This window comes from Eubacterium ramulus ATCC 29099 (assembly GCF_000469345.1).
GTDB classification, from domain to species: domain Bacteria; phylum Bacillota; class Clostridia; order Lachnospirales; family Lachnospiraceae; genus Eubacterium_I; species Eubacterium_I ramulus.
This window is the reverse complement of sequence record NZ_KI271092.1, coordinates 1-19,717: the sequence shown is the minus strand read 5'-3', so window position 1 is coordinate 19,717 and position 19,717 is coordinate 1. Positions and strand designations below refer to the sequence as shown.

General features: G+C 43.2%; 15 protein-coding genes and 1 pseudogene. All 16 read left to right on the top strand.

From position 1 onward, the window contains the following. Positions 1-649: 649 nt before the first annotated feature. A complete protein-coding gene (locus HMPREF0373_RS02490) occupies positions 650-2,758 on the top strand; it encodes a glycoside hydrolase family 13 protein (RefSeq protein WP_021737997.1) in 2,109 nt (702 codons plus the stop codon). 368 nt (positions 2,759-3,126) lie between these two features. Further along, positions 3,127-3,516 carry a BlaI/MecI/CopY family transcriptional regulator gene (locus HMPREF0373_RS02485; protein ID WP_044962619.1) on the top strand — a complete coding sequence of 130 codons (390 nt, stop codon included), beginning with the start codon at positions 3,127-3,129 and terminating at the stop codon, positions 3,514-3,516. Further along, complete coding sequence (locus tag HMPREF0373_RS02480) at positions 3,503-3,901, top strand: hypothetical protein (protein WP_021737995.1); 399 nt, start codon at positions 3,503-3,505, stop codon at positions 3,899-3,901. Before HMPREF0373_RS02485 ends, HMPREF0373_RS02480 begins: the two co-directional genes overlap by 14 nt. Before the next feature lie 36 nt (positions 3,902-3,937). Then, positions 3,938-4,888, top strand: a pseudogene (locus HMPREF0373_RS02475) (M56 family metallopeptidase); the annotation flags it as partial. 690 nt (positions 4,889-5,578) lie between these two features. After that, positions 5,579-5,818 (top strand): DUF3791 domain-containing protein, encoded by a 240-nt coding sequence (locus tag HMPREF0373_RS02470; RefSeq protein ID WP_021737991.1) that lies wholly within the window; start codon positions 5,579-5,581, stop codon positions 5,816-5,818. After that, positions 5,815-6,285 carry a DUF3990 domain-containing protein gene (locus tag HMPREF0373_RS02465; protein WP_021737990.1) on the top strand — a complete coding sequence of 157 codons (471 nt, stop codon included), beginning with the start codon at positions 5,815-5,817 and terminating at the stop codon, positions 6,283-6,285. Before HMPREF0373_RS02470 ends, HMPREF0373_RS02465 begins: the two co-directional genes overlap by 4 nt. Beyond that, positions 6,282-6,527 carry a DUF3791 domain-containing protein gene (locus HMPREF0373_RS02460; RefSeq protein ID WP_021737989.1) on the top strand — a complete coding sequence of 82 codons (246 nt, stop codon included), beginning with the start codon at positions 6,282-6,284 and terminating at the stop codon, positions 6,525-6,527. The genes HMPREF0373_RS02465 and HMPREF0373_RS02460 overlap by 4 nt, the downstream gene beginning before the upstream one ends. Positions 6,528-6,758: 231 nt before the next feature. Continuing rightward, positions 6,759-7,499: an ATP-binding protein gene (locus HMPREF0373_RS02455; RefSeq protein ID WP_341348889.1), complete on the top strand. Its 741-nt coding sequence runs from the start codon at positions 6,759-6,761 to the stop codon at positions 7,497-7,499. A 523-nt stretch (positions 7,500-8,022) separates the two neighbouring features. Further along, entirely contained in the window at positions 8,023-8,484 is a 462-nt protein-coding gene (locus HMPREF0373_RS02450) for an Hsp20/alpha crystallin family protein (protein WP_021737986.1), read from the top strand. Positions 8,485-8,835: 351 nt separating this feature from the next. Further along, a complete protein-coding gene (locus tag HMPREF0373_RS02445) occupies positions 8,836-9,597 on the top strand; it encodes a hypothetical protein (RefSeq protein ID WP_021737985.1) in 762 nt (253 codons plus the stop codon). A gap of 149 nt (positions 9,598-9,746) precedes the next feature. Further along, a complete protein-coding gene (locus HMPREF0373_RS02440) occupies positions 9,747-10,919 on the top strand; it encodes an LCP family protein (RefSeq protein WP_021737984.1) in 1,173 nt (390 codons plus the stop codon). Then, entirely contained in the window at positions 10,916-11,116 is a 201-nt protein-coding gene (locus tag HMPREF0373_RS02435; protein ID WP_021737983.1) for a hypothetical protein, read from the top strand. The genes HMPREF0373_RS02440 and HMPREF0373_RS02435 overlap by 4 nt, the downstream gene beginning before the upstream one ends. A gap of 138 nt (positions 11,117-11,254) precedes the next feature. Beyond that, complete coding sequence (locus HMPREF0373_RS02430; protein ID WP_021737982.1) at positions 11,255-12,829, top strand: extracellular solute-binding protein; 1,575 nt, start codon at positions 11,255-11,257, stop codon at positions 12,827-12,829. Then, the gene (locus tag HMPREF0373_RS02425) at positions 12,826-14,373 is read left to right on the top strand and encodes a response regulator transcription factor (protein WP_021737981.1); all 1,548 of its coding nucleotides are present in this window, start codon (positions 12,826-12,828) and stop codon (positions 14,371-14,373) included. The genes HMPREF0373_RS02430 and HMPREF0373_RS02425 overlap by 4 nt, the downstream gene beginning before the upstream one ends. Then, positions 14,351-16,120 (top strand): cache domain-containing sensor histidine kinase, encoded by a 1,770-nt coding sequence (locus tag HMPREF0373_RS02420; protein ID WP_021737980.1) that lies wholly within the window; start codon positions 14,351-14,353, stop codon positions 16,118-16,120. Before HMPREF0373_RS02425 ends, HMPREF0373_RS02420 begins: the two co-directional genes overlap by 23 nt. A 223-nt stretch (positions 16,121-16,343) precedes the next feature. Further along, on the top strand, positions 16,344-19,717 hold a 3,374-nt coding region (locus tag HMPREF0373_RS15900), incomplete at its 3' end, for a DNRLRE domain-containing protein (RefSeq protein ID WP_049946797.1).

Genomic DNA, 19,717 nt, shown 5'->3' with positions numbered 1-19,717 from the left:
GCTACCCCCATAGTAAAAAATACCTTCTCCTTTTGAAAGAGACAGCAGATCGATTGGCTGTCTCTTTTATTTTTTGTGGTTAAACGGAACGTTTTGAGATAATACGAAATCGGGAAATCTTTTCTCAGCAGCTAGTCACTCGTTACCTTCATTTCACTGCGGTTTCATCGCGCTCGTTCCCGGCTCCTATAGAAGCTGGTCGCCTCCCACTCGCGCAAAACCTTGTGAAAATCAGTCACTCGCTAAATCGCTTGCCGAGAAAAGATTTCCCGATTTCTTATGTTATGTAAAATGTGTGTTCTGTTTCTATAATGTTGGCTGATAAAGCACACTATGTGTAACAAATAATATTAAAAAACATATAAGATGCTACTGTTTGCATTAATAGTATGATAGAAAAAGTAGTAGCAATATACAGATTAAAATAGTGTATAATAATATGATTACAGTGTCAAAAGGTCTGAGTCCACCTGTGCTTGCACAAGGGTGGATGAATGACCTTGGGGCACGCCCCGATATGAGCATAAAAGTGGGATTTTTATCCCACGATATGCGAATAGCGGGAAGAATTGTGGGAGTGCAAAGCACGGAGCAATCCGTGTGATCAAGATTTGATATTTAAAAATAAGTATTTACCGAGGGAAAAGAAATGACATATGATTCAGTACAGAAATTTAACAGTGTGGAAAATTATATTCTGCAGATGCGGCCGATTCTGAGAAAGCGGGCGTTATTCTCTGATGGAACAGCAGATTACCGGATGCCGCCGGAACCAAAGGCCGGTGACACCGTGAAAATTCGTTTCCGGACCGCTGCCGATAATGTGGACCTGGTGGTGCTCTGCCATGAAGATGAGCACATTGAAATGTATCTGACAGATTGTGATCGTGATTTTGACTATTATGAGGCGGAAATCCGTGTCGGTGAGGAACAGTACAAATATCATTTTGAAATTATATCCGGTATGCTGCGCTGTACCTATGACCGGGCAGGTGTATCCAGAGATTTCCGGCCACAGTACGAGTTTTGCATCATTCCGGGATTTTCTACGCCGGAGTGGGCAAAAGGTGCGGTTATGTATCAGATTTTTACCGATCGCTTCTGTAACGGAGATACCTCCAATGACGTGAAAACCGGTGAATATTATTACATCAACCGTCAGACAAAGCAGGTAGAAAACTGGGATAAATGTCCGGAAGATTTCGACGTGGCAAACTTCTATGGTGGTGATCTGGCAGGTGTACTGTCCAAAATGGATTATCTGGAAGAACTTGGTGTGGAAGTGCTCTACTTCAATCCGTTGTTTGTGTCCGCATCCAGTCACAAGTATGATACACAGGATTACGACTATATCGATCCACATTTTGGTGTGATCGTAGAGGATGGCGGCGAACCGATGCCGCAGGACTGCTGCGACAATCGCCAGGCTTCTCTGTATAAGGCCCGTGTAACAAATAAGAAAAATCTGGAGGCCAGCAACCAGTTATTTATCAAACTGGTCGAGGAGGCGCACCGCCGTGGCATGCGTGTCATTCTGGATGGCGTGTTCAATCACTGTGGATCCTTTAACAAATGGCTGGATCGGGAAAAAATATACGATGATGCAGAAGACTTTGAGCCAGGTGCTTTTGCAACAAAGGACAGCCCATACCATAGTTATTTCCATTTCCAGAATGACAACGCATTTCCGGATAATTTGACATACGAGGGCTGGTGGGGACACGATACTTTGCCAAAGTTGAATTATGAGGAGTCTCCGGAACTGGAAGCCTATATTCTCAATGTGGCGAAAAAATGGGTATCTCCGCCATACAATGCAGACGGCTGGCGTCTGGATGTGGCAGCTGATCTGGGACACAGCCAGGAGTATAACCACCTGTTCTGGAAAAAGTTCCGTAACGTGGTAAAAGAGGCAAACCCGGAAGCACTGATCCTGGCAGAACATTACGGCGATCCGAAAGACTGGCTGCAGGGTGATCAGTGGGACAGCGTCATGAACTATGATGCTTTTATGGAGCCGATGACCTGGTTCCTGACCGGTATGGAAAAACACAGTGATGAATATAAAGACTATATGCTGGGCAATATAGAAAATTATGAGAATACCATGACACACTATATGGCAAGTTTTGCAACATCCTCTCTGCAGTGTGCAATGAACCAGCTGTCCAATCATGATCATTCCCGCTTCCTGACCAGAACAAACCATAAGGTGGGACGGGCGGCAAATCTGGGAACACAGGCAGCTTCGGAAGGTGTTAATAAAGGGATCATGAAAGAGGCAGTTGTCATTCAGATGACCTGGCCGGGTGCTCCGACACTGTATTATGGAGATGAAGCAGGTCTGTGCGGATTTACGGATCCGGATAACCGCAGAACGTATCCGTGGGGAAAAGAGGATAAAGTTCTGATCCGTTTTCATCGGGATATGATTCGGATTCATCGGGAAAATCCTGCACTTCGCACCGGTTCTGTCAAGTTTTTGCGCGGAGATCGAAATATCCTCTGCTATGCGAGATTTAACCGGGCACAGCAGTTTATCATTGTAGTAAATAACGATGGTTATACAAGAAGTATGGAGATTGGCGTGTGTGGAGCCGGTGTACCGTCTTCCTGTCAGATGACACAGATCATGTATTCTTCGGAAGACAATTATTCCATGGCACCGGTAACCTATCAGGTAGAAAGAAGCTATCTGAAACTGACGCTTCCAAAATATTCTGCTGTTGTGTTGCGACATCAGTCAGAAGAGGACTAAAACAACACATATAAACACTAATTTAATCTGACAGAATTAGTTGAATAAGCCATGTAGGCTATGCTATACTTGAATCGTAACAAGAGGTGATGAAACAAAAGTTTGTAAGATTCAGAACAAACTTCATGTTCAACATTTTAATATCGTAGGTGTTATTTTTAAAAGAATTCATAGTATAGCAGTATTCATACTTTCTTTTGTTGTCAAACAAATAGTGACATGGTACAATGAGCGCAGCGAATGAAACGCTGTGTAACTTGTAATACCAGAAATCGGGATAGACCTATCATATTGTAGCACAGTGTCTGATTTGCAAAAACAAAAGAAAAAGATATAGGTTTATAAGGAATCTATCAGGAGGAATGGCTATGCTGGAGAATGATTTAACAAATATTGAGATGTTGATAATGAAATGTATCTGGGATACACCAGAAGAACTGGCCTTATCACAGTTGGTAGCAATGGTGAATGAGCGGTTTGATAAAAACTGGAGACCGCAGACAATTTCTACCTATCTGGCACACCTGGTGAGAAAGAACTATCTTACCATGCGCAGATCTGGAAAAGTTTTTCTTTATCATCCGGAAGTAACAGAGGAAGAATACCGTTCATCTCAGATGGATGAGTTAGTTCATTACTGGGGAGAACCGGGAACACCGACAGAGTTTCTTTCAGCATTGTTTGTAAAGGGTGAGAAAGAAAAAAATTCAGAGGAAAATCTGAAAGATTTAAGAAGCTTAATGGATGAACTGGATTAATTTTTTCTTTTATGTAATTGTTTTGAATTCGCTGACCGGTACGGTTGCATATCTGTTGTGTAAACTTCTGGCACTGGTCGCAAAGAAATATAATGCAATACGGATTATATATCCGCTGTATCGGCTGGTATTGTTGTTTTATATTGTGCCGTTGGGATATATCTATATCAGATGTAAGTGTTTTGTACGATTTGGTGCAAATACTCTTGGCGATGGATTTTTGGGAAATCAGGTGATTTATGAGGTTATGCAGTGTTGCCTGCTTATCTGGTTCTCAGGAATGCTCTGTGTTGGTTTGCATTATTTGAAAAAATGGAAAAAGTACAGATGGATCTGCAGGAAAAACATTCCTTTTCACGGAGAGGAGTATCGTGCAGTCTTGTAAAAGCTATATCCAGGGAAAAATTGGAAAAAGGTCAGATTTTGTACGAACTATACCATAGATTCTCCCTGTGTGATGGGTGTTTTTCACCATGTAATAGTATTCAAAGCATTAAATTATCCGATGAAAGACATTGAGCTTGTATTGATGCATGAAGGTACGCATATTGTGCGCAGGGATAATCTGGGAAAGAAACTTGCTTTGCTTATTGTTCTGGTAAACTGGTTTAATCCAATCCTTCGGCTTTATCTGGATGATTTGGATGCATGGGGCGATATTTCCTGTGACATTCACGTGTGCAGCCATTTCTTAGGTGGACATGCCAGAAAATATTTTGATCTTCTGCTGCGATTCAGTCAGGAGGAAAACCGTTCTGAGCAATTACCTGCTTTTGTTTCTCAATTAAACAGTGAGCAGTCATTGGGAAAGAGAGTGGAGTATATGATTAGATGGCAGAAAGCAGGGAAGAAAACCGGAGTAAGTGTAATATTGGCACTGGCTTTGGTAATCGGCAGTTCCGTAACAGCATTTGCATCCAGTACACAGGTGGTAGAGCAGCAGAATGATATGTATCGTGAGACCAGAGTGCAGGAAGCGGATATTTCAGATGCTGATGATTTAGAGGAATATGTAATTCCGGCAGATCAGGTAGATGAGGAGAAATGGAACAATGCGATTGTTTATGACGATGAGTTATTAGATCCCTTGAGTGTACAGAAAAATTTTGACTGGAAAATACCGGGAAATAATTTTGTACGTTCAGGTGCTTTTATCAAAAAAGCTGGTTCCACTATTGTTGTTTCCTGCTATGTATATGATGACAGATATCATCATGTCGGTATCCGCAGACCGGATGGTTCGATGCTTTATGTCAACGGAATGCATCAGGTTACAAAGACATTTAACTGCGAGACCACAGGTACTTATTATGTATATGTAGAGAATATGAGATCCAAAGAAATCCGTGCAGCAGGCTATTTTATTAAATAGTATGGTTTTGAGATACCCGACGTATCACATTGTACATAGCGGAGTAGTTGAATGATGTACCCTATGCGTGTCGTTATAAGGAGAATATCAGAAGATTTGATCTGAAATTATTTCCGTCGGGAAGGTGTCCGCTGTAAAAAAATAAATGGATGAAAAAGAGATAAAAGAAAGCGTCAGCAGAAGTGCTTTGTTCTGGACAGAGTACACCTGCTGACGCTTTGCTCTTTTTGAGAGGAAATTACGATGAATTTCCTCTCAAAAAATTTCAAAAAAAATTAGCACTCAACTCTTGATAATGGAAATCGATTTTTGTCCTGTAGATCAAATGGCATGGGTAAGAGCTGATAATCAACACAGAGCGATTGCGGAAGAGATTATTCTCAAGGAATTGATTTATATTTAAATGAAGGTGGTAAGGTCGTGGATTGCAACCTCATTATTATGTGAGAACATGAAATAGCAGTAGGAATAATGAGAAAAATAGGGTAATATAACAGTAAGCAGTTAGTGTGGTTTTGAAATGCCAATTTGGCATTTCAAGTTATAGAAGGGAATTGGAAAAATTTATTCTGGAAATGGGATTGGATTTTGCATTTTTAGCAAGACAGAAACATTTGGTACTGGATGGCAAGAAGAATTATGCAATTTCCAAGGATGTTTTGACTAAAATAAAGTAAGGAGGACTTGCGTATGATGACGGATGAAAAAATCAAAAATTCCAGTGAGCTAGAGTTTGCTGTATTTTGCATTGAAAATGTAGCGGCAAAGCTGGGGGTGGATGCAGAACGTGTTTATCAGGCATTTACCGAACAGAGTGACATTCTGAACGGATATATTGTCCCAGAATATGAAGTGTTGCATACCCAGAGCCGGGAATATATCGTTGATGACCTCCTTGATCTGATGAAAGAAAGGGGTGTGGAAGTATGATTCTCTATCATGGTTCTTTCTTAGAGATTGTAAAGCCGGATTTGGCTCATTCCCGCCCTAACGTAGATTTTGGGCGTGGCTTTTATGTCACGCCGCTGTATGAACAGGCTGCGAAGTGGTGCGGTAAATTCAAACGCCGTGGGAAAGATGGCATTATCTCCCGGTATGAATACGATGAAAGCCAAGAAAACGAGCTGAAAACGCTGAAATTCGATTCTTATTCTGAAGAATGGCTGGATTTCATTCTGAACTGCCGCAGCGGAAAAGATTCGACAGATTATGACCTTGTTGTGGGTGGTGTTGCTAATGATAAGGTGTTCAATACTGTGGAGCTGTTCTTTGATGGGCTGATTGATAAGGCGGAAGCTATCAATCGCCTGCGTTATGAAAAGCCGAACCTGCAAATATGTTTCCGCACAGAGAAAGCATTGTCTCTGTTGCATTTTGAAGGGAGTGAAACACTATGACAGCAAATCCGATTTTACTTCAGAAAAAATATAGTCGTGTCATTGAGTGCTTTGCCAAACAGCAGGGACTTTCACTGGATGCGGCATTGGATTTCTTTTATCATTCCCAGGTCTATCAGCTGATCCGTGATGGTGTTTCTGATATGCACTGCATGAGCGATGCGTATTTGGCAGAGGAATTGAAACAGGAATATGAGGAGAAAGTGCCTGTAAATGAGGTAGTAAAGGAGAAAACAAAGTGAGACATAATGTTTTCGATTCAATGCCATCCAATATAGTTTACGATAAAGCTAATGTATTTGCTGATTTTTTACAGACGGCAGGATTGTATGATTCCATGAAAATAAGTGAAGATAATATTCAAGATTTAAGCAGTATTTGTTGACCGTAGAGAATATACCGGTCCGCTTTGGGAGCAGATAGACGAAGCATTTCAGTTTGTTTTGAGAAATATTCATTTGGGTGCTACTATTGTGGGAATTTATCGCCAGGACGTTTATGAGATTCCACCGGATGCCATTCGTGAGTTGATTATTAATGCTATGGTACATCGTAGTTATCTGGATCATGGTACGATACAGGTGGCGGTATATGACAATCGATTAGAAATTACTTCCCCAGGAAAGCTGCCAATGGGACAAACGATGGAGCGTATGAAAGAAGGTTATTCTAAAATTAGAAATGAAGCTCTTGCTCATGCGTTTGCTTACATGAATCTGATTGAGCATTGGGGAAGCGGTATTCCGAGAATTATAGACAAAGTAAAAGCTGCCGGACTGCAGGAGCCGGAGTTTATTGGTGGCGAAGTTGATTTGCGTATCAATATTTATCGAAGACAGGTTGACGGCATTGTTGACCTCAATGACCTCAATAATGCCATTAAAGTGCCGGATACTATTGACAAAATGCCAGATAGTGACAATAAAGTGCCGGATAAAACAGAAATAGTGCCAGATAATATGAAAAAAGTGCCGAATAGTGGCAATGAAGTGCCAGATACGACTGAGAAAATGCCGGATAGTGAACAGGAACAACAAATCTATAAATATGTATTGGAAAATGGCTCTATTACTACTGCTGAAACAGTACAGATTTTAGATGTAAAACATCGTAGAGCCAGAGCTATCTTGCTGAATATGGTTAAGGACGGTTATTTAAGAAAAGAGGGTGCGGCGCGAAGCACTATTTATGTAAAAAGTACGGAAGGGAGATAATGCGTTTTCTGTAAAAAAATACTTTCAGTAGATGATTTGGCTACAAATATGAGATGGGACTTATATCAAATCCGGCGTGGTAAGAAAATCAGACGAATATATTTTTCCAAGAATTTGTCGTAAAAATGTGGTCAAACCAAGAAAATTGAGTGCGAGAGTAAGTGAAAAATCCCTGTGAAGTAGTGGCAGCCGCCATGCACAGCTCGGGAAAGACTTCCCTCGCTGTCGGGCTGTCGCCCTATACATTTCCATGAAAGAGCCATCTTTATCAAGCAAGCTTGAAAGATGGCTCTTTCACGTAAATGTGCATGGCTCGTAGCGTTCACAAATTTTTCACAAAATAATTAGCACTCGATGCTTGACATGGCTAATAATAAGTGCTATATTACAGCTAGAACAAAGGAAGAGAGATAAAAGGAACACAGAAAAGTTCCGCAGATCTCAAATCCGGTTGCTCAAGTAATCAACACTTCGGATTCTCCGAATGTGCACAAAATATAGTTACTGAAAGGAGTAATGACCTATGATGATGCCTAGAATTTTTGGAGAAAACTTATTTGATGATTTTATGAACGACTTTGCATTCCCGGATTTTACAGACAGTGCAAATATTGAGAAAGCTTTGTATGGTAAACATGCAAAAAATCTGATGAAGACTGATGTTAAAGATACCGAGAACGGATATGAAGTAGATATTGATCTTCCGGGCTTCAAGAAGGACGAGATTACCATGAAGCTGGAGAATGGTACACTGACCGTGAGCGCAGCGAAAGGTCTTGATAAAGATGAAGAGAACAAAGAGAAAAAATATGTAAGACGCGAGCGTTATGCAGGCGGAATGAGCAGAAGCTTCTATGTAGGCGAGCACGTTGATGTAGAGGATATCCATCCGAAATATGAAAATGGTATCCTGAGCTTCATCGTTCCGAAGAAGGAACAGAAGGCCGTAGAGGAGAAAAATAAATTCATCTCTATCGAAGGCTAATGCCTGGAGCAGGATTTTTTGTTGACAGGATGCTCGGATGTGTGTTCCTTAAAAGAAATGCCCGATATCGGACATTCAGACAGACATAGCATAAAATAAGATAAATATGTATCGAAAACTCCGGTGGGAAGTAAAATTCTCACCGGAGTTTTTTTGTGGTTTTCTATGCGCGTTGCTGTCGAATCCGTGTCGGATTTTGTCGAAATCGTGTCGAATGCTGTCGACAGGTGAGCAGATGTTAAACAATTATGTAAAAGTCTCTTGAAAAATACGACTAGATTGATAAAATAGTTGCAAATCAGAATGTTGCAGAGATTCTGAGAAGAATATTACAATGTTAGGAGAAAAGAGATGGAAAAGAGAGTATCTATCAGGGACATTGCAGAAATGCATTTGTCACAGCAGTTGGAACGAAAAAAAGCATTATTGTTAAATCTGGAACTCGATGCCTGTGCACGTCAGGGGATTCCGTGGACACCGACGCAGGGTATTCTTTCGCTGGAAGACCGCCGCAGGTATGAGATGAATCAGAGTATCATTTTGCCGAATGGCACCTTTACCAAGCAGTTTTCTCTGCCTAATTATTTCCGGGGTGAAAATGCATATGCACCGACAGGAAAAAATCTGCAGAAGTACGATGTTGCGGACAAATATATTCCGGGGATCAGAAAAGAATGTGCCGGCGGTCCGGAGGAATGGCTGGAATTCACCAGCAATTTTGATCTGGCATTGTTTTATGCCTGTTGTAAGTGGGATGAAGAACAGTTGGAATGGCTTCCCATGACAGAAGCGGATATTGAGCGTCCGTTTGGCGAGGGTGAGCCGGATCCGCATTATGGTGTGATCTATATGGCGAATGCGGAAGATGCAAGATTCTTCGGTACATACGCAAATGCACCGGAGTATCATATCATGACACCGGCAGGAAGTCTGGTAGATGGCGGGAACCGGGAGTATATTTTTGCAATGCGCATGAGAGATAGAGATGAGCTGCAGAAGGATGCACGTTTTGACATCCTTGTGTTTGAACATACAGAGAAATTCTGTCAGGATGTATATGAACTGATGCAGAAATCATTGCCGACCGGTTCCGCAGTGTTTAAAAAAATTTAAGAAAATAAATAGTTGAGTTTTTATAGTCCTTGGAGTATGATATTTTCATGCATGTAAAAAATTGACCGTGCATAGTCCTGCCATGTCCCGGCGGGGCAGTTACAAACGTTGAATGGTAAGAGTTGACGAAGAAAACACGGAGATAAAAAATGGCAAGAACTAAAAAAAATTCCAAGAGACAGAGAAGAAAAAGAAAACTGATTCTATTTATTATTGAGATTATTATTTTGATCCTGGTTGCAGGTGCACTGTTTGTGTACAGTAAACTGGATCTGATCAAATCAAAGAAACTGGATAATACAAAGGTTGGAAAAAATGAGGTTTCCGAAGAAACTCAGAAAACATTTGAAGGATATACTACTATTGCATGTTTTGGTCTGGACAACCGTGAACAGGGTGTTTACGAGTCCGGTAACAGTGATGTGATCATGCTGATGAATATCAACAATGATACGCATGAAGTAAGTCTGATGTCTGTATATCGTGACACCTATCTGAATGTTGCCGGTGAGGGACAGGAGGAGAAGTTCCAGAAAGCCAATGCGGCTTACGCATACGGTGGACCGGAGCAGGCAGTGACGATGCTGAACCGTAACCTGGATATTGATATCGATAATTATGTAGCCTTTGATTTCAAAGCGGTTGCACAGGCGATTGATATTCTCGGTGGTGTAGATATTGATGTTGAGAGTGAGGAAGAGCGTAAATATCTGAATGATTATGTATCTTACACCAGCCAGTATGTAGGCGGAAGTGATGAAGAAGTAGAACATACCGGATTGCAGACCTTAAACGGTGTACAGGCAGTATCTTATGCACGTATCCGTTATACAGCAGGTGATGATTACAAACGGGCAGAGCGTCAGCGCCGTGTTCTGACAGAGATGATCAAGAAGGCAAAATCTGCAAGTCTGCCAGAGTTAAACAGCCTGATCAATACTGTATTTCCGCAGATTTCTACAGATCTGGACAAGAAGGACATTATCAGCATGGCAACTGTCATGATCAAATATGATATGGCAAACAGTGGTGGATTCCCGTACAGCAAAGATACCTTTACTCCGAGCAAGAGCATCGGAAGCGTGGTAGCACCATGTGATCTGGAGAGTAATGTTATCGAGCTGCACAAGAGACTGTATGGCACAGACAATTATACACCGTCTGAGACTGTTAAAAAGTACAGCGAACACATTGTGGATGTGAGCGGATATACGGCAGAATGGAAGGCGGATAACCGTTTCAGCGGACAGGATGAATTCTTTGGAAACGGAACACAGACAACCGATGATGGATCCGGTTCAACGGAGGATACAACAGAATGATGCGTTTGTTCATTTGCCCGGAATGCGGGTGGATGCGTACTGTTTCAAGACGGGCTTCTGTGGAATGTTTCAAGTGCAACGGTGTGATGATGCAGCCGGTGAAACTGGAATATACCCAGTATGTGAAGATGTCGGAACAGGAACGAATGGATTATGCAGACAGTTGGATGTATATCCATCGGAAAAAGAGCAAATAGAATACAAATCCCCATGCAGAGAAATCTGTGTGGGGATTTTTTGTGCTAAGGCTCCTTTACGAATGATATTTCTTGAATTGACAGATAAATTATGTTTTTTTACAATAGAGGAAAAGTGGAAAAACAGGAGAAGAAATAATGGGAAGAGCAAAGCAGATACTCGTAGTGTTGCTTGTGGCAGTGTTAATGTGTCTGTCGGCCTGTGGACAGGCAGGGGACAACAGCAAAAAGCAGACGGACAGCAATGACGCACAGACGGGCAACTATGTAACACTGAAGGCAATCACTCTTGGACAATTGCCGGAAAATGGAATGGACGAATTTTATGAGGAGCTGGATGCCATGACAGAGGAACTGGGATGTCATCTGCGGTTTGATTATATCCCGTGGGGGGATGAGCGTTCCCAGTTGAACATGGCTATCGCATCCGGGAAATATGATTTTATCTCAAATGGAAATTTTTCAGATTATTATCAGCAGGTGGCGAAGGGAGCATTTCTAAATCTGAATGCTTATCGGGACGTGGTACCGGAGCTGTTTGCACATTATGAGTCCTATCGGGAGGATTATCTGACGAATCTTGAGTGGAACGGTGGTCTGTATGGCATTCCACAGTTTAACAAAGATACCATCAGCGACACCGGTGGAGGATTTTTCTACCGGACAGATTTGCTGGAGGAATGGAATCTGCCGGAGGTGACAGACTTTGACAGCATGCAGCAGTATCTGTATGCGGCAAAAGCGGACGGAAGATATCAGGATGCGGCGCTGATCACGGACAACCGTGCATGGAATGCGCTGTGGTATCTGAATAATGAAAAGTATGAGGAGATCGGAACATTGGAGACAGTTCCCTATGCAGTGACAGACCGGGAGAGTTGCCGGACTGTGATCAGCCGGTTTGAGACACCGGAGTTCCGGAAGACGCTGGATGTACTGCATCAGTGGTATGTAGATGGCATTTTGAATCCGGGAATACTGGCTTCCCTGGATAATGAAGGGGTGACAGCTCTTGAGATGATGCTGGCAGATGAAAAGCCGTGTGAGACGAATGCACCGATCTGGACCGTGAATAGTAGTTATGTTCCGGCTTTGTATCGCAAACATCCGGAGTGGATGTATGGATTTTTCTCTTATCAGATGAACAATGGGAATATTACAAAAAGAAAGCAGGGAAAAGAGGTGTCCTGCATTTCGATATCCTCCAAATGCAAAGAGCCGGAGATGGCGGTGAAGCTGTTGGAAAAACTGCATACGGATGAGAAGTTTTACACACTGATCCGGCAGGGTGTATCGGGAATTCATTATGAGCTGAAGGATGGTGAGGTTTCCCATGAAAATATTCCGGAGGAAAATTTATTTTCATACTGGACGGGGTGTGTGGATTTTACTCTGGAACAGCCGGAGTATATGGAAGATAGGCAGTGGGAACAGGAATATCAGAAGATACAGGAACGGACAGAGGAGTTGTGTGAGACCGCACCGGATGACCTGCTGATGGATTTTTCATGGGAAGATAATGGACTGAAAGAGATTGAAAGCCGGTTGGAGGAAGTGCGCCGGGATTATCTGCTGCCGTTGTGCTGCGGGGTCTCTGACAACATTGAGGAAGATTATCAGACAGCAATCCGGAAATTGTATGAAGCAGGATTACAGCAGTATCTGGACATTTTGCAACAGCAATTAGATGCGTATTGGGAGGAGAAGTCATGAAATTGCTTATCGTAGATGATGATATCTATACCAGAGAGGGACTGGCAGAGACGATTCCCTGGAACCTGTATGGCATTGATGATGTCATGCAGGCGGAGAATGGAAAAGAGGCATTGCATACTGTGTCCTGGTATCTGCCGGATCTGATCATTACGGATATCCGGATGCCGCAGAAAAACGGCATTGATTTCTGCAGGGAAGCGATTCGTCTGGTACCGGACTGCAAGATCATTTTTATTACCGGTTACATGCAGACGGAGTATCTGAAAGATGCGATAGATTTGTCTGCGGTGGCATTTATTGAAAAACCGATTCAGCCGGAAGCAGTAATGGAAGCACTGGAAAAAGCGGTGGGAAAGATTCAGAAGCATCAGGAACACACCCAGCTGAGAAAGGAAAACGAAGCATATCAGAAGAATCGTTTTTTGCAGGCAATGCTGCAAAAGGGAGTTACAGAGGAGCAGCTGGAAGAACTTTGCAGAAACTGTGGATTTTTCTGCACCCGTCAGGAACGGTATCTATGTATTCGGATCTGGGAGCAGGGTTCCGCAATGGATGATGCACAGTGTGATCTATATTTGCAGCAGTATTTTGCGGAGGGTACGGAGTTTGTTCTGAGTACCCGGCTGCCGGATGCGGAACAGTGTGTGGCTGTGTTTGCCTGTGAAGAGAAACGTCAGTCCGAGATTCTACGGAAATTGAGGATGTTTGTATCCAAATACACAGAGTACACGGTTGCGGTGGGGTATTTTGTGGATTCCCTGTCTGGTGTATACAACAGCAGCCGACTGGCACAGATAGCCATGGAGCGTGGATATTTCGAACCGGAAGTGCATTATCTGGAGGTGGATCGTCTGGTACAACGGAAATACATTGATCCGGGAATTTATCAGGTATTTTTACAGGTATATAAGGAAAATCCATGGCGTATCCGGGAGTGGTACCAGGCACTGCTGCAGCAGTTTGCAACGAAAAAACAGGCTATGACAGAGGGGGCACAGATCATTGCGCTGACAAGGACCTTTGCCAGTCAGATTTTAAATGACTATCCGGAGAGCCTGACGGCAGTCGGAGAGTCCGATGTGGAGACCTATATGCGGCAGCTGGAGCGCACCAGTAACATCCGGGAGACGGAACAGCAGTTTGACTTGCTTTTGAATGGCATGGAGCGTTGCCTGGTAGAGCAGAACCGTTACAGCCGGCTAGTGAGCGATATCCGGACATTTTGTATCCGGAATTTATCGGACAATACCCTGGGAGGGCAGATGATCTCAGATCGGTTTCATCTGTCTGTGACCTATTTAAACCAGCTGTTCAAGCAGGAACTATCTGTGACCATCAAGCAGTATATCAGCGAGATGCGGATGGAGCGGGCCAGAGAACTGTTGACACAGACTTATGATACGGTGGATGAGATTGCGGCAAAGTGCGGTTATTCCAATGGCAATTATTTTGCTAAGGCGTTCCGTGAGAATCAGCACATGTCACCGACCGATTATCGCAAACAGATGGAGAAGCGTTATGAAAAAGAACCAAGGACGTAAGCTGCCATTTTTTTATCACTGGAAACTGTCCAGGAAACTGCTGCTGCTGTTTCTGGGGGTCTGTGTGCTGCCGATCACGGTGATACTGGGGATCACAATGTATCGTATGGTATGCAGTTCCATTCAGATGCAGCTGTATACCATGGATCAGAACTATGATCGTGTCGTACAGAATTTTGAAAATATTCAGGAGCGGATGGAACGAATCGCATCACTTATTATGGTATCAGACGAAGTGGGAGATGCCCTGCGCAGTAATAAGCAGGACAGTCTGGTAGATGAACTGCAGAGGTTTGACAGACTGTCGGATTATACTTATCAGCTGGAGATGAGTTCCGATGATATCTCAATCCTGTATTATATCCCGGATCAGTTTTTGATTTCAGGTAGCGGAAATACCTGCTATCGCCCGGAGAGTGAACTGACAAAGTGGAGCGTGGATGCGGAGACGATGGAGCAGACCGCCGGTGATTCCTGGAAAGTGATACAGGAGAAGAACCGCTATGGACAGCGGAAGAGTTATCTGGCAAACTTCCGTGTGATCTGGAATACAGAACAGTATACGCAGCGGCTTGGCATCGTGGCGGTGATGATTCCGGTAAATACGGTAAAAGAGAGTATGAATAATGTGATGCACATGCAGAGCATGTATCTGCTGGATGAACAGGGGACGGTGCTTGTATCCGGTGGAAACGAGCAGGCACAGAATCTGCAGATGCCGAAGTTGCAGGGAACGGTCTCGGAGACACATGAAACCAATGGAGCCTGGATGGTACGCAGCGGTTTGCTGCAGGAGGGCGGTATGACACTGGTTTCGCTGGTGCCGCGGGATGTTCTGGTGCAGGAGTCAGGCAGAATCATCCGGGAAATGCTGATCTGTTATGGAATCATCTGTGCACTTACTTTTGTACTGCTTCAACTGGGCAGCCGGCAGTTTCTTGGCCGGGTACACCGGCTGGATACGACCATGGAGGCTGTGGATCAGGGAATCCTGGAGCCCATTGATGTGCCGGAGTGCCGGGATGAACTGGGGCGTCTGATCCTGCGTTATAACGGCATGGTGGAACAGATCCAGCGTCTGATGGAAGAGCAGTATATACTTGGTAAGGAAAAATCCGAAGCGCAGCTGCATGCATTGCAGGCACAGATCAGTCCGCATTTTCTGTATAATACGTTGGACATGATGAACTGGATGGCGGTAAAAGGTGAGACGGATAATATAAGGGCAGTGCTGTCCGCCATGTCACGGTTTTATCGGATGGTGCTGAGCCGGGGTGCTTACATCATCACTATCGGCGAGGAGATCCGCATGTGTCAGGCCTATATGGAGATCCAGGTGCTGCGTAAAAAGAACAAGCTGCAGTTTGAAGTGGATGTGGATGAGGAGATCTATCCATATCTGATTCCAAAGATCACGCTGCAGCCGATCCTGGAAAATGCCGTGCTGCACGGAATCGATGAAAAAGAGGGCGGTCGCGGAACCATCCGCCTGTCCGGGCGGATCCAGGAGGATCAGATTATTCTGGAAGTGCAGGATGATGGTGTCGGTATGGATCCGGCGCTTTTATCAGAAGAAAACCTGTCCGAACACAGTGGAAAACATTACGGTCTGTCCAATGTGAGGACACGGCTTTGGCTCTTTTATGAAAAAAATGCAGAACTGTCCTGCAGTAGCGCACCGGGTCTGGGTACAAAAATTACCCTTCGATTTCCGAAAAAATCCGATGTGGAAGATACTGACGGGTAAAAACAGAAAAAAACGGGTAGTTTTTAGAAGTACATGGAAGAAAACGCAAACTTCCATGTGCTTTTTTTGTGTGAAAAATGAAAGGAAATACAAAAAAAGTCCTCTTAAAATCAGACTGCCGGTTGAAATATAATGTAAAAGAAAGAAAAAACTGCAAAGTAACAGAAAAATGGAAAAATATGCTGATCTGAAAGCGGATGGAAAAAGGAGAAGGAGGAGAACAATGAACAGACACTCACACAGAAGGAAAAAAATATCAGCCAGAGTAATGGCACTATCCATGGCAGCGGCAATGGCGGTTACGGTGTATCCTGTACCTGCTTTTGCGGAGGAAGGTCAGAATGTGGCCCAAAAAGTACAGGTGCTGGATAAAACCGGGGGAAACATTCATGATTATGGAAAAACCGGAGATGATCCGGCAACACCGGATGTGGATGAATCCGCAATTGTTGCAAATTCTGATGTACTGAGATCCGCACAGTATCAGGAATCTACAAAGTATGAGTTAAAAGTAAACGGAACACCGGTTTCTGTTTATAAATATCAGAAACAGACGGATCCGGGAAGCCATTATCATATGGATATTGCAAGATTTTCTTCCGATGATGCGGAGCCGGTTTTTGAGATAACCATGAAAGACGGGTCAACCATTGACAGTATCTATGTATCACCGGAAAGATATTATCCGGAAGATTCCTTTGAAATCAGTACAGATAAGAAAACTGTAAAATTTAAAATGTCAGCAGACTTACGTTACTGTATTGTAAATATCAATGGCAGCATCAATGATACCAATGGCAAACCGCAGCTTGCAATTATTAATGATGCGACAGAAACAGATAAACCGGATGTGACAGCGGCAAATGTACTGAACTTTAAAGATTTTGCAGAAAAATATCTGCAGGAGCATCCGATTACGGATACCGTAGGCGAAGTTTGCACAGAGGCAGGTACGGTTACAGATACATCTATGAATGATGGGAAAGAGTACACCTGGTCCTACGGGGAAGGAACATATGTGGCTTATGATGCAAAAAAGGTTATGTTCCCGAACAAGCGTGTCCGTCAGAAAAATGATGTATCAGAAGCATTTCAGGCAGCACTGGCAGAAGTGAAAAACAGTGATACACTGGATACAATTTATTTTCCGGCAGGTACATATCTCTGGTCCGGTCTGTCCATTAAGAACTGGGATGGAAATGGAAAAGACGGAAAGCTGAATATCTATCTGGATGAAGATGCATTGCTTGTAAATCGTCTGCAGGAGTGCACACAGGCGATGGAACCAGCGATCGGCATCTGGGATTCCTCCAACATTACTGTTTCCGGACGGGGCATTATTGATGGTCAGGGAACTTATAACTACAGCTGGGACAAAGCGGATGCGGAACTGAGCCCTCATCAGGGCGGAAGTATGGTAGTTCGTTCTCAGAATATTACGTTTAATGATACTTATGTCAGAGATGTAAAACAGTGGAACTGGGAATGCCACACGGTAAAAAACATCAATTATAATAATATCAAAGGTCTGAGCCCATTTCAGCATGCCTGGGTGGATGGACTGGATCTGACAAGCGGACAGGGAATTCATTTAAATGGTGCAATTACCATGGGCAACGATGATACCTTTGCATCCGGACACTATAATCCGAGTAATGAATTCCCGCAGAGACGTCTGAAGAAGAAAGATTTAAACAATCTGTCTACGGAAGATCAGAACATTGCAGCAGCAGCGGCAATTTACAACAAAGACAGACTGCAGTGGGATACAGACGATACAACAGATGTAAATATCAGCAATACATTGGGTTGGAGCACCTTTGCCAATGCAGTCCGACTGGGACACAATACACGCTTCAAAGCAGATGGCGGAAGCTATCAGATGCGTGATTACACATTTAATAATGTCAATACATTGCATGTTACAGGTTATGGAACGAATGGTGGTGGCGGTGCACTGAGTATTCAGAACGGTACGAGTGGCTGTACCCCAAATTATGAAAATCTGATATTTAATAATTGTTCCTTTACGGCAAATAACGGAAACAATGTTGCAAATATTCCGAGTGGAAACGACCTCAATCAGTTTAATCCGAAGAACGTTACCTTTAAGGATTGCTGGTTTAAAGATGCGGACACACCGTTTTCATTCAAAAGCATTGATAATGTAACGATTGATAATCTGTATCTGGGCGGAAAGCTGATAGAGTATGATTCACAGGTTGATCTGACCGTTGCAGACAGCGTGAAAAACTTTACATTCCTTGTAAACGGTGAAAATATTAAGAAAAATGCGGCACCGGTATTTGAAAATCCGGATAACGAGCCATTTAATGTGAAAGCAGGAGAAACCGTTTCTTTCCAGGTAAATGCAACTGATCCGGAAGAGAATAACGTGACCTTATCGGTTGTCGGCGCACTTCCGAAAGGTGCATCATTTGATGCTGAAACTGGCGCATTTACATGGGAAACCTCTGACAGTGACAGTGGAAAGAGAGAAATTACGTTTAAGGCATTGGATGAGTATGGTGCTTCCACACAGAAAACGGTTACCATCAATATTGAATCTGACAGGGTTCCTGGAAAAGATGTGGAAGTATCCAGAACCGTTGTGTCACAGGATACATTTGCAGGCAGCTGGAGCGGAGATCAGACAGCGGACTTTGGTGCAAAGAATTTCCTGCGTACTTCCTATGGAACAGACTCTAAAGGAACATTGGGAACAGCAGGCGGAAGTGATAATAAAGTCACATATCTGAAATTTGACGTGTCACAGATTGACCTTACACAGGTTGACCGTGTAAAATTGCAGATGACTTTACTGGGTGTACGTTATGATGAAGCTGCAAACCTGGATGCACAGCTTCAGATTGCCATGACAGAAAATACAGACTGGACAGAAAATACTCTGAACTGGAAAAATAAACCGGCAATTTTAGATGTAAATGGAGTAATTATTTCAGAAGAATTTAACCTTGGAGATATTGTAAGTAATGATCCTGGACAGATCAGCACACCAAATGGTACTGTAGCAACCGCAGATGTCACATCACTTGTTGCAGTGGCAAAATCAGCCGGACAGGACAGTGTTACACTGGCTGTAAATGTGGTTGACAAACAGGTTGACAAAGCTAATCGTATTTTCTTTGTAAGTAAAGAAGGTGCAAAGAATTTTGAAAATGCAGAAAATATGGCACCGGCATTGGTAGGTACAAAGACAGTGGCAATCTCCGGAATTAAAGTAAATGCACCGACAAAAACGGTATATGATCTGGGAGAGTCATTTGACACAACCGGTATGACAGTTACTGCTTCCTATGAAGATGGAACCGAAGATGTTGTAGATCTTTCTAAAGTAATCATAACTGGTTTTGACAGCAGTAAAGTGACAGAAAAGCAGACAGTTACTGTAAAATATGCAGGAAAGACAGCTACATTTGATGTAGAAATCAGAAATATCATAATTCCGGAACCGGAACCGACACATGCAGACGGACTGGCAAATGAGATGGCAGAAGATGGAAAATGGTATGTATACAGAGATAATGCGGTGGATTATGGTTATACCGGACTTGCAGCAAATGAATATGGCTGGTT

What these genes read in the sequence shown, in the direction of transcription:
- HMPREF0373_RS02490 (WP_021737997.1), top strand. Translation starts at nt 650, where the DNA reads ATGACATATGATTCAGTACAGAAATTTAACAGTGTGGAAAATTATATT.
- HMPREF0373_RS02485 (WP_044962619.1), top strand. Translation starts at nt 3,127, where the DNA reads ATGCTGGAGAATGATTTAACAAATATTGAGATGTTGATAATGAAATGT.
- HMPREF0373_RS02480 (WP_021737995.1), top strand. Translation starts at nt 3,503, where the DNA reads ATGAACTGGATTAATTTTTTCTTTTATGTAATTGTTTTGAATTCGCTG.
- HMPREF0373_RS02470 (WP_021737991.1), top strand. Translation starts at nt 5,579, where the DNA reads ATGATGACGGATGAAAAAATCAAAAATTCCAGTGAGCTAGAGTTTGCT.
- HMPREF0373_RS02465 (WP_021737990.1), top strand. Translation starts at nt 5,815, where the DNA reads ATGATTCTCTATCATGGTTCTTTCTTAGAGATTGTAAAGCCGGATTTG.
- HMPREF0373_RS02460 (WP_021737989.1), top strand. Translation starts at nt 6,282, where the DNA reads ATGACAGCAAATCCGATTTTACTTCAGAAAAAATATAGTCGTGTCATT.
- HMPREF0373_RS02450 (WP_021737986.1), top strand. Translation starts at nt 8,023, where the DNA reads ATGATGATGCCTAGAATTTTTGGAGAAAACTTATTTGATGATTTTATG.
- HMPREF0373_RS02445 (WP_021737985.1), top strand. Translation starts at nt 8,836, where the DNA reads ATGGAAAAGAGAGTATCTATCAGGGACATTGCAGAAATGCATTTGTCA.
- HMPREF0373_RS02440 (WP_021737984.1), top strand. Translation starts at nt 9,747, where the DNA reads ATGGCAAGAACTAAAAAAAATTCCAAGAGACAGAGAAGAAAAAGAAAA.
- HMPREF0373_RS02435 (WP_021737983.1), top strand. Translation starts at nt 10,916, where the DNA reads ATGATGCGTTTGTTCATTTGCCCGGAATGCGGGTGGATGCGTACTGTT.
- HMPREF0373_RS02430 (WP_021737982.1), top strand. Translation starts at nt 11,255, where the DNA reads ATGGGAAGAGCAAAGCAGATACTCGTAGTGTTGCTTGTGGCAGTGTTA.
- HMPREF0373_RS02425 (WP_021737981.1), top strand. Translation starts at nt 12,826, where the DNA reads ATGAAATTGCTTATCGTAGATGATGATATCTATACCAGAGAGGGACTG.
- HMPREF0373_RS02420 (WP_021737980.1), top strand. Translation starts at nt 14,351, where the DNA reads ATGAAAAAGAACCAAGGACGTAAGCTGCCATTTTTTTATCACTGGAAA.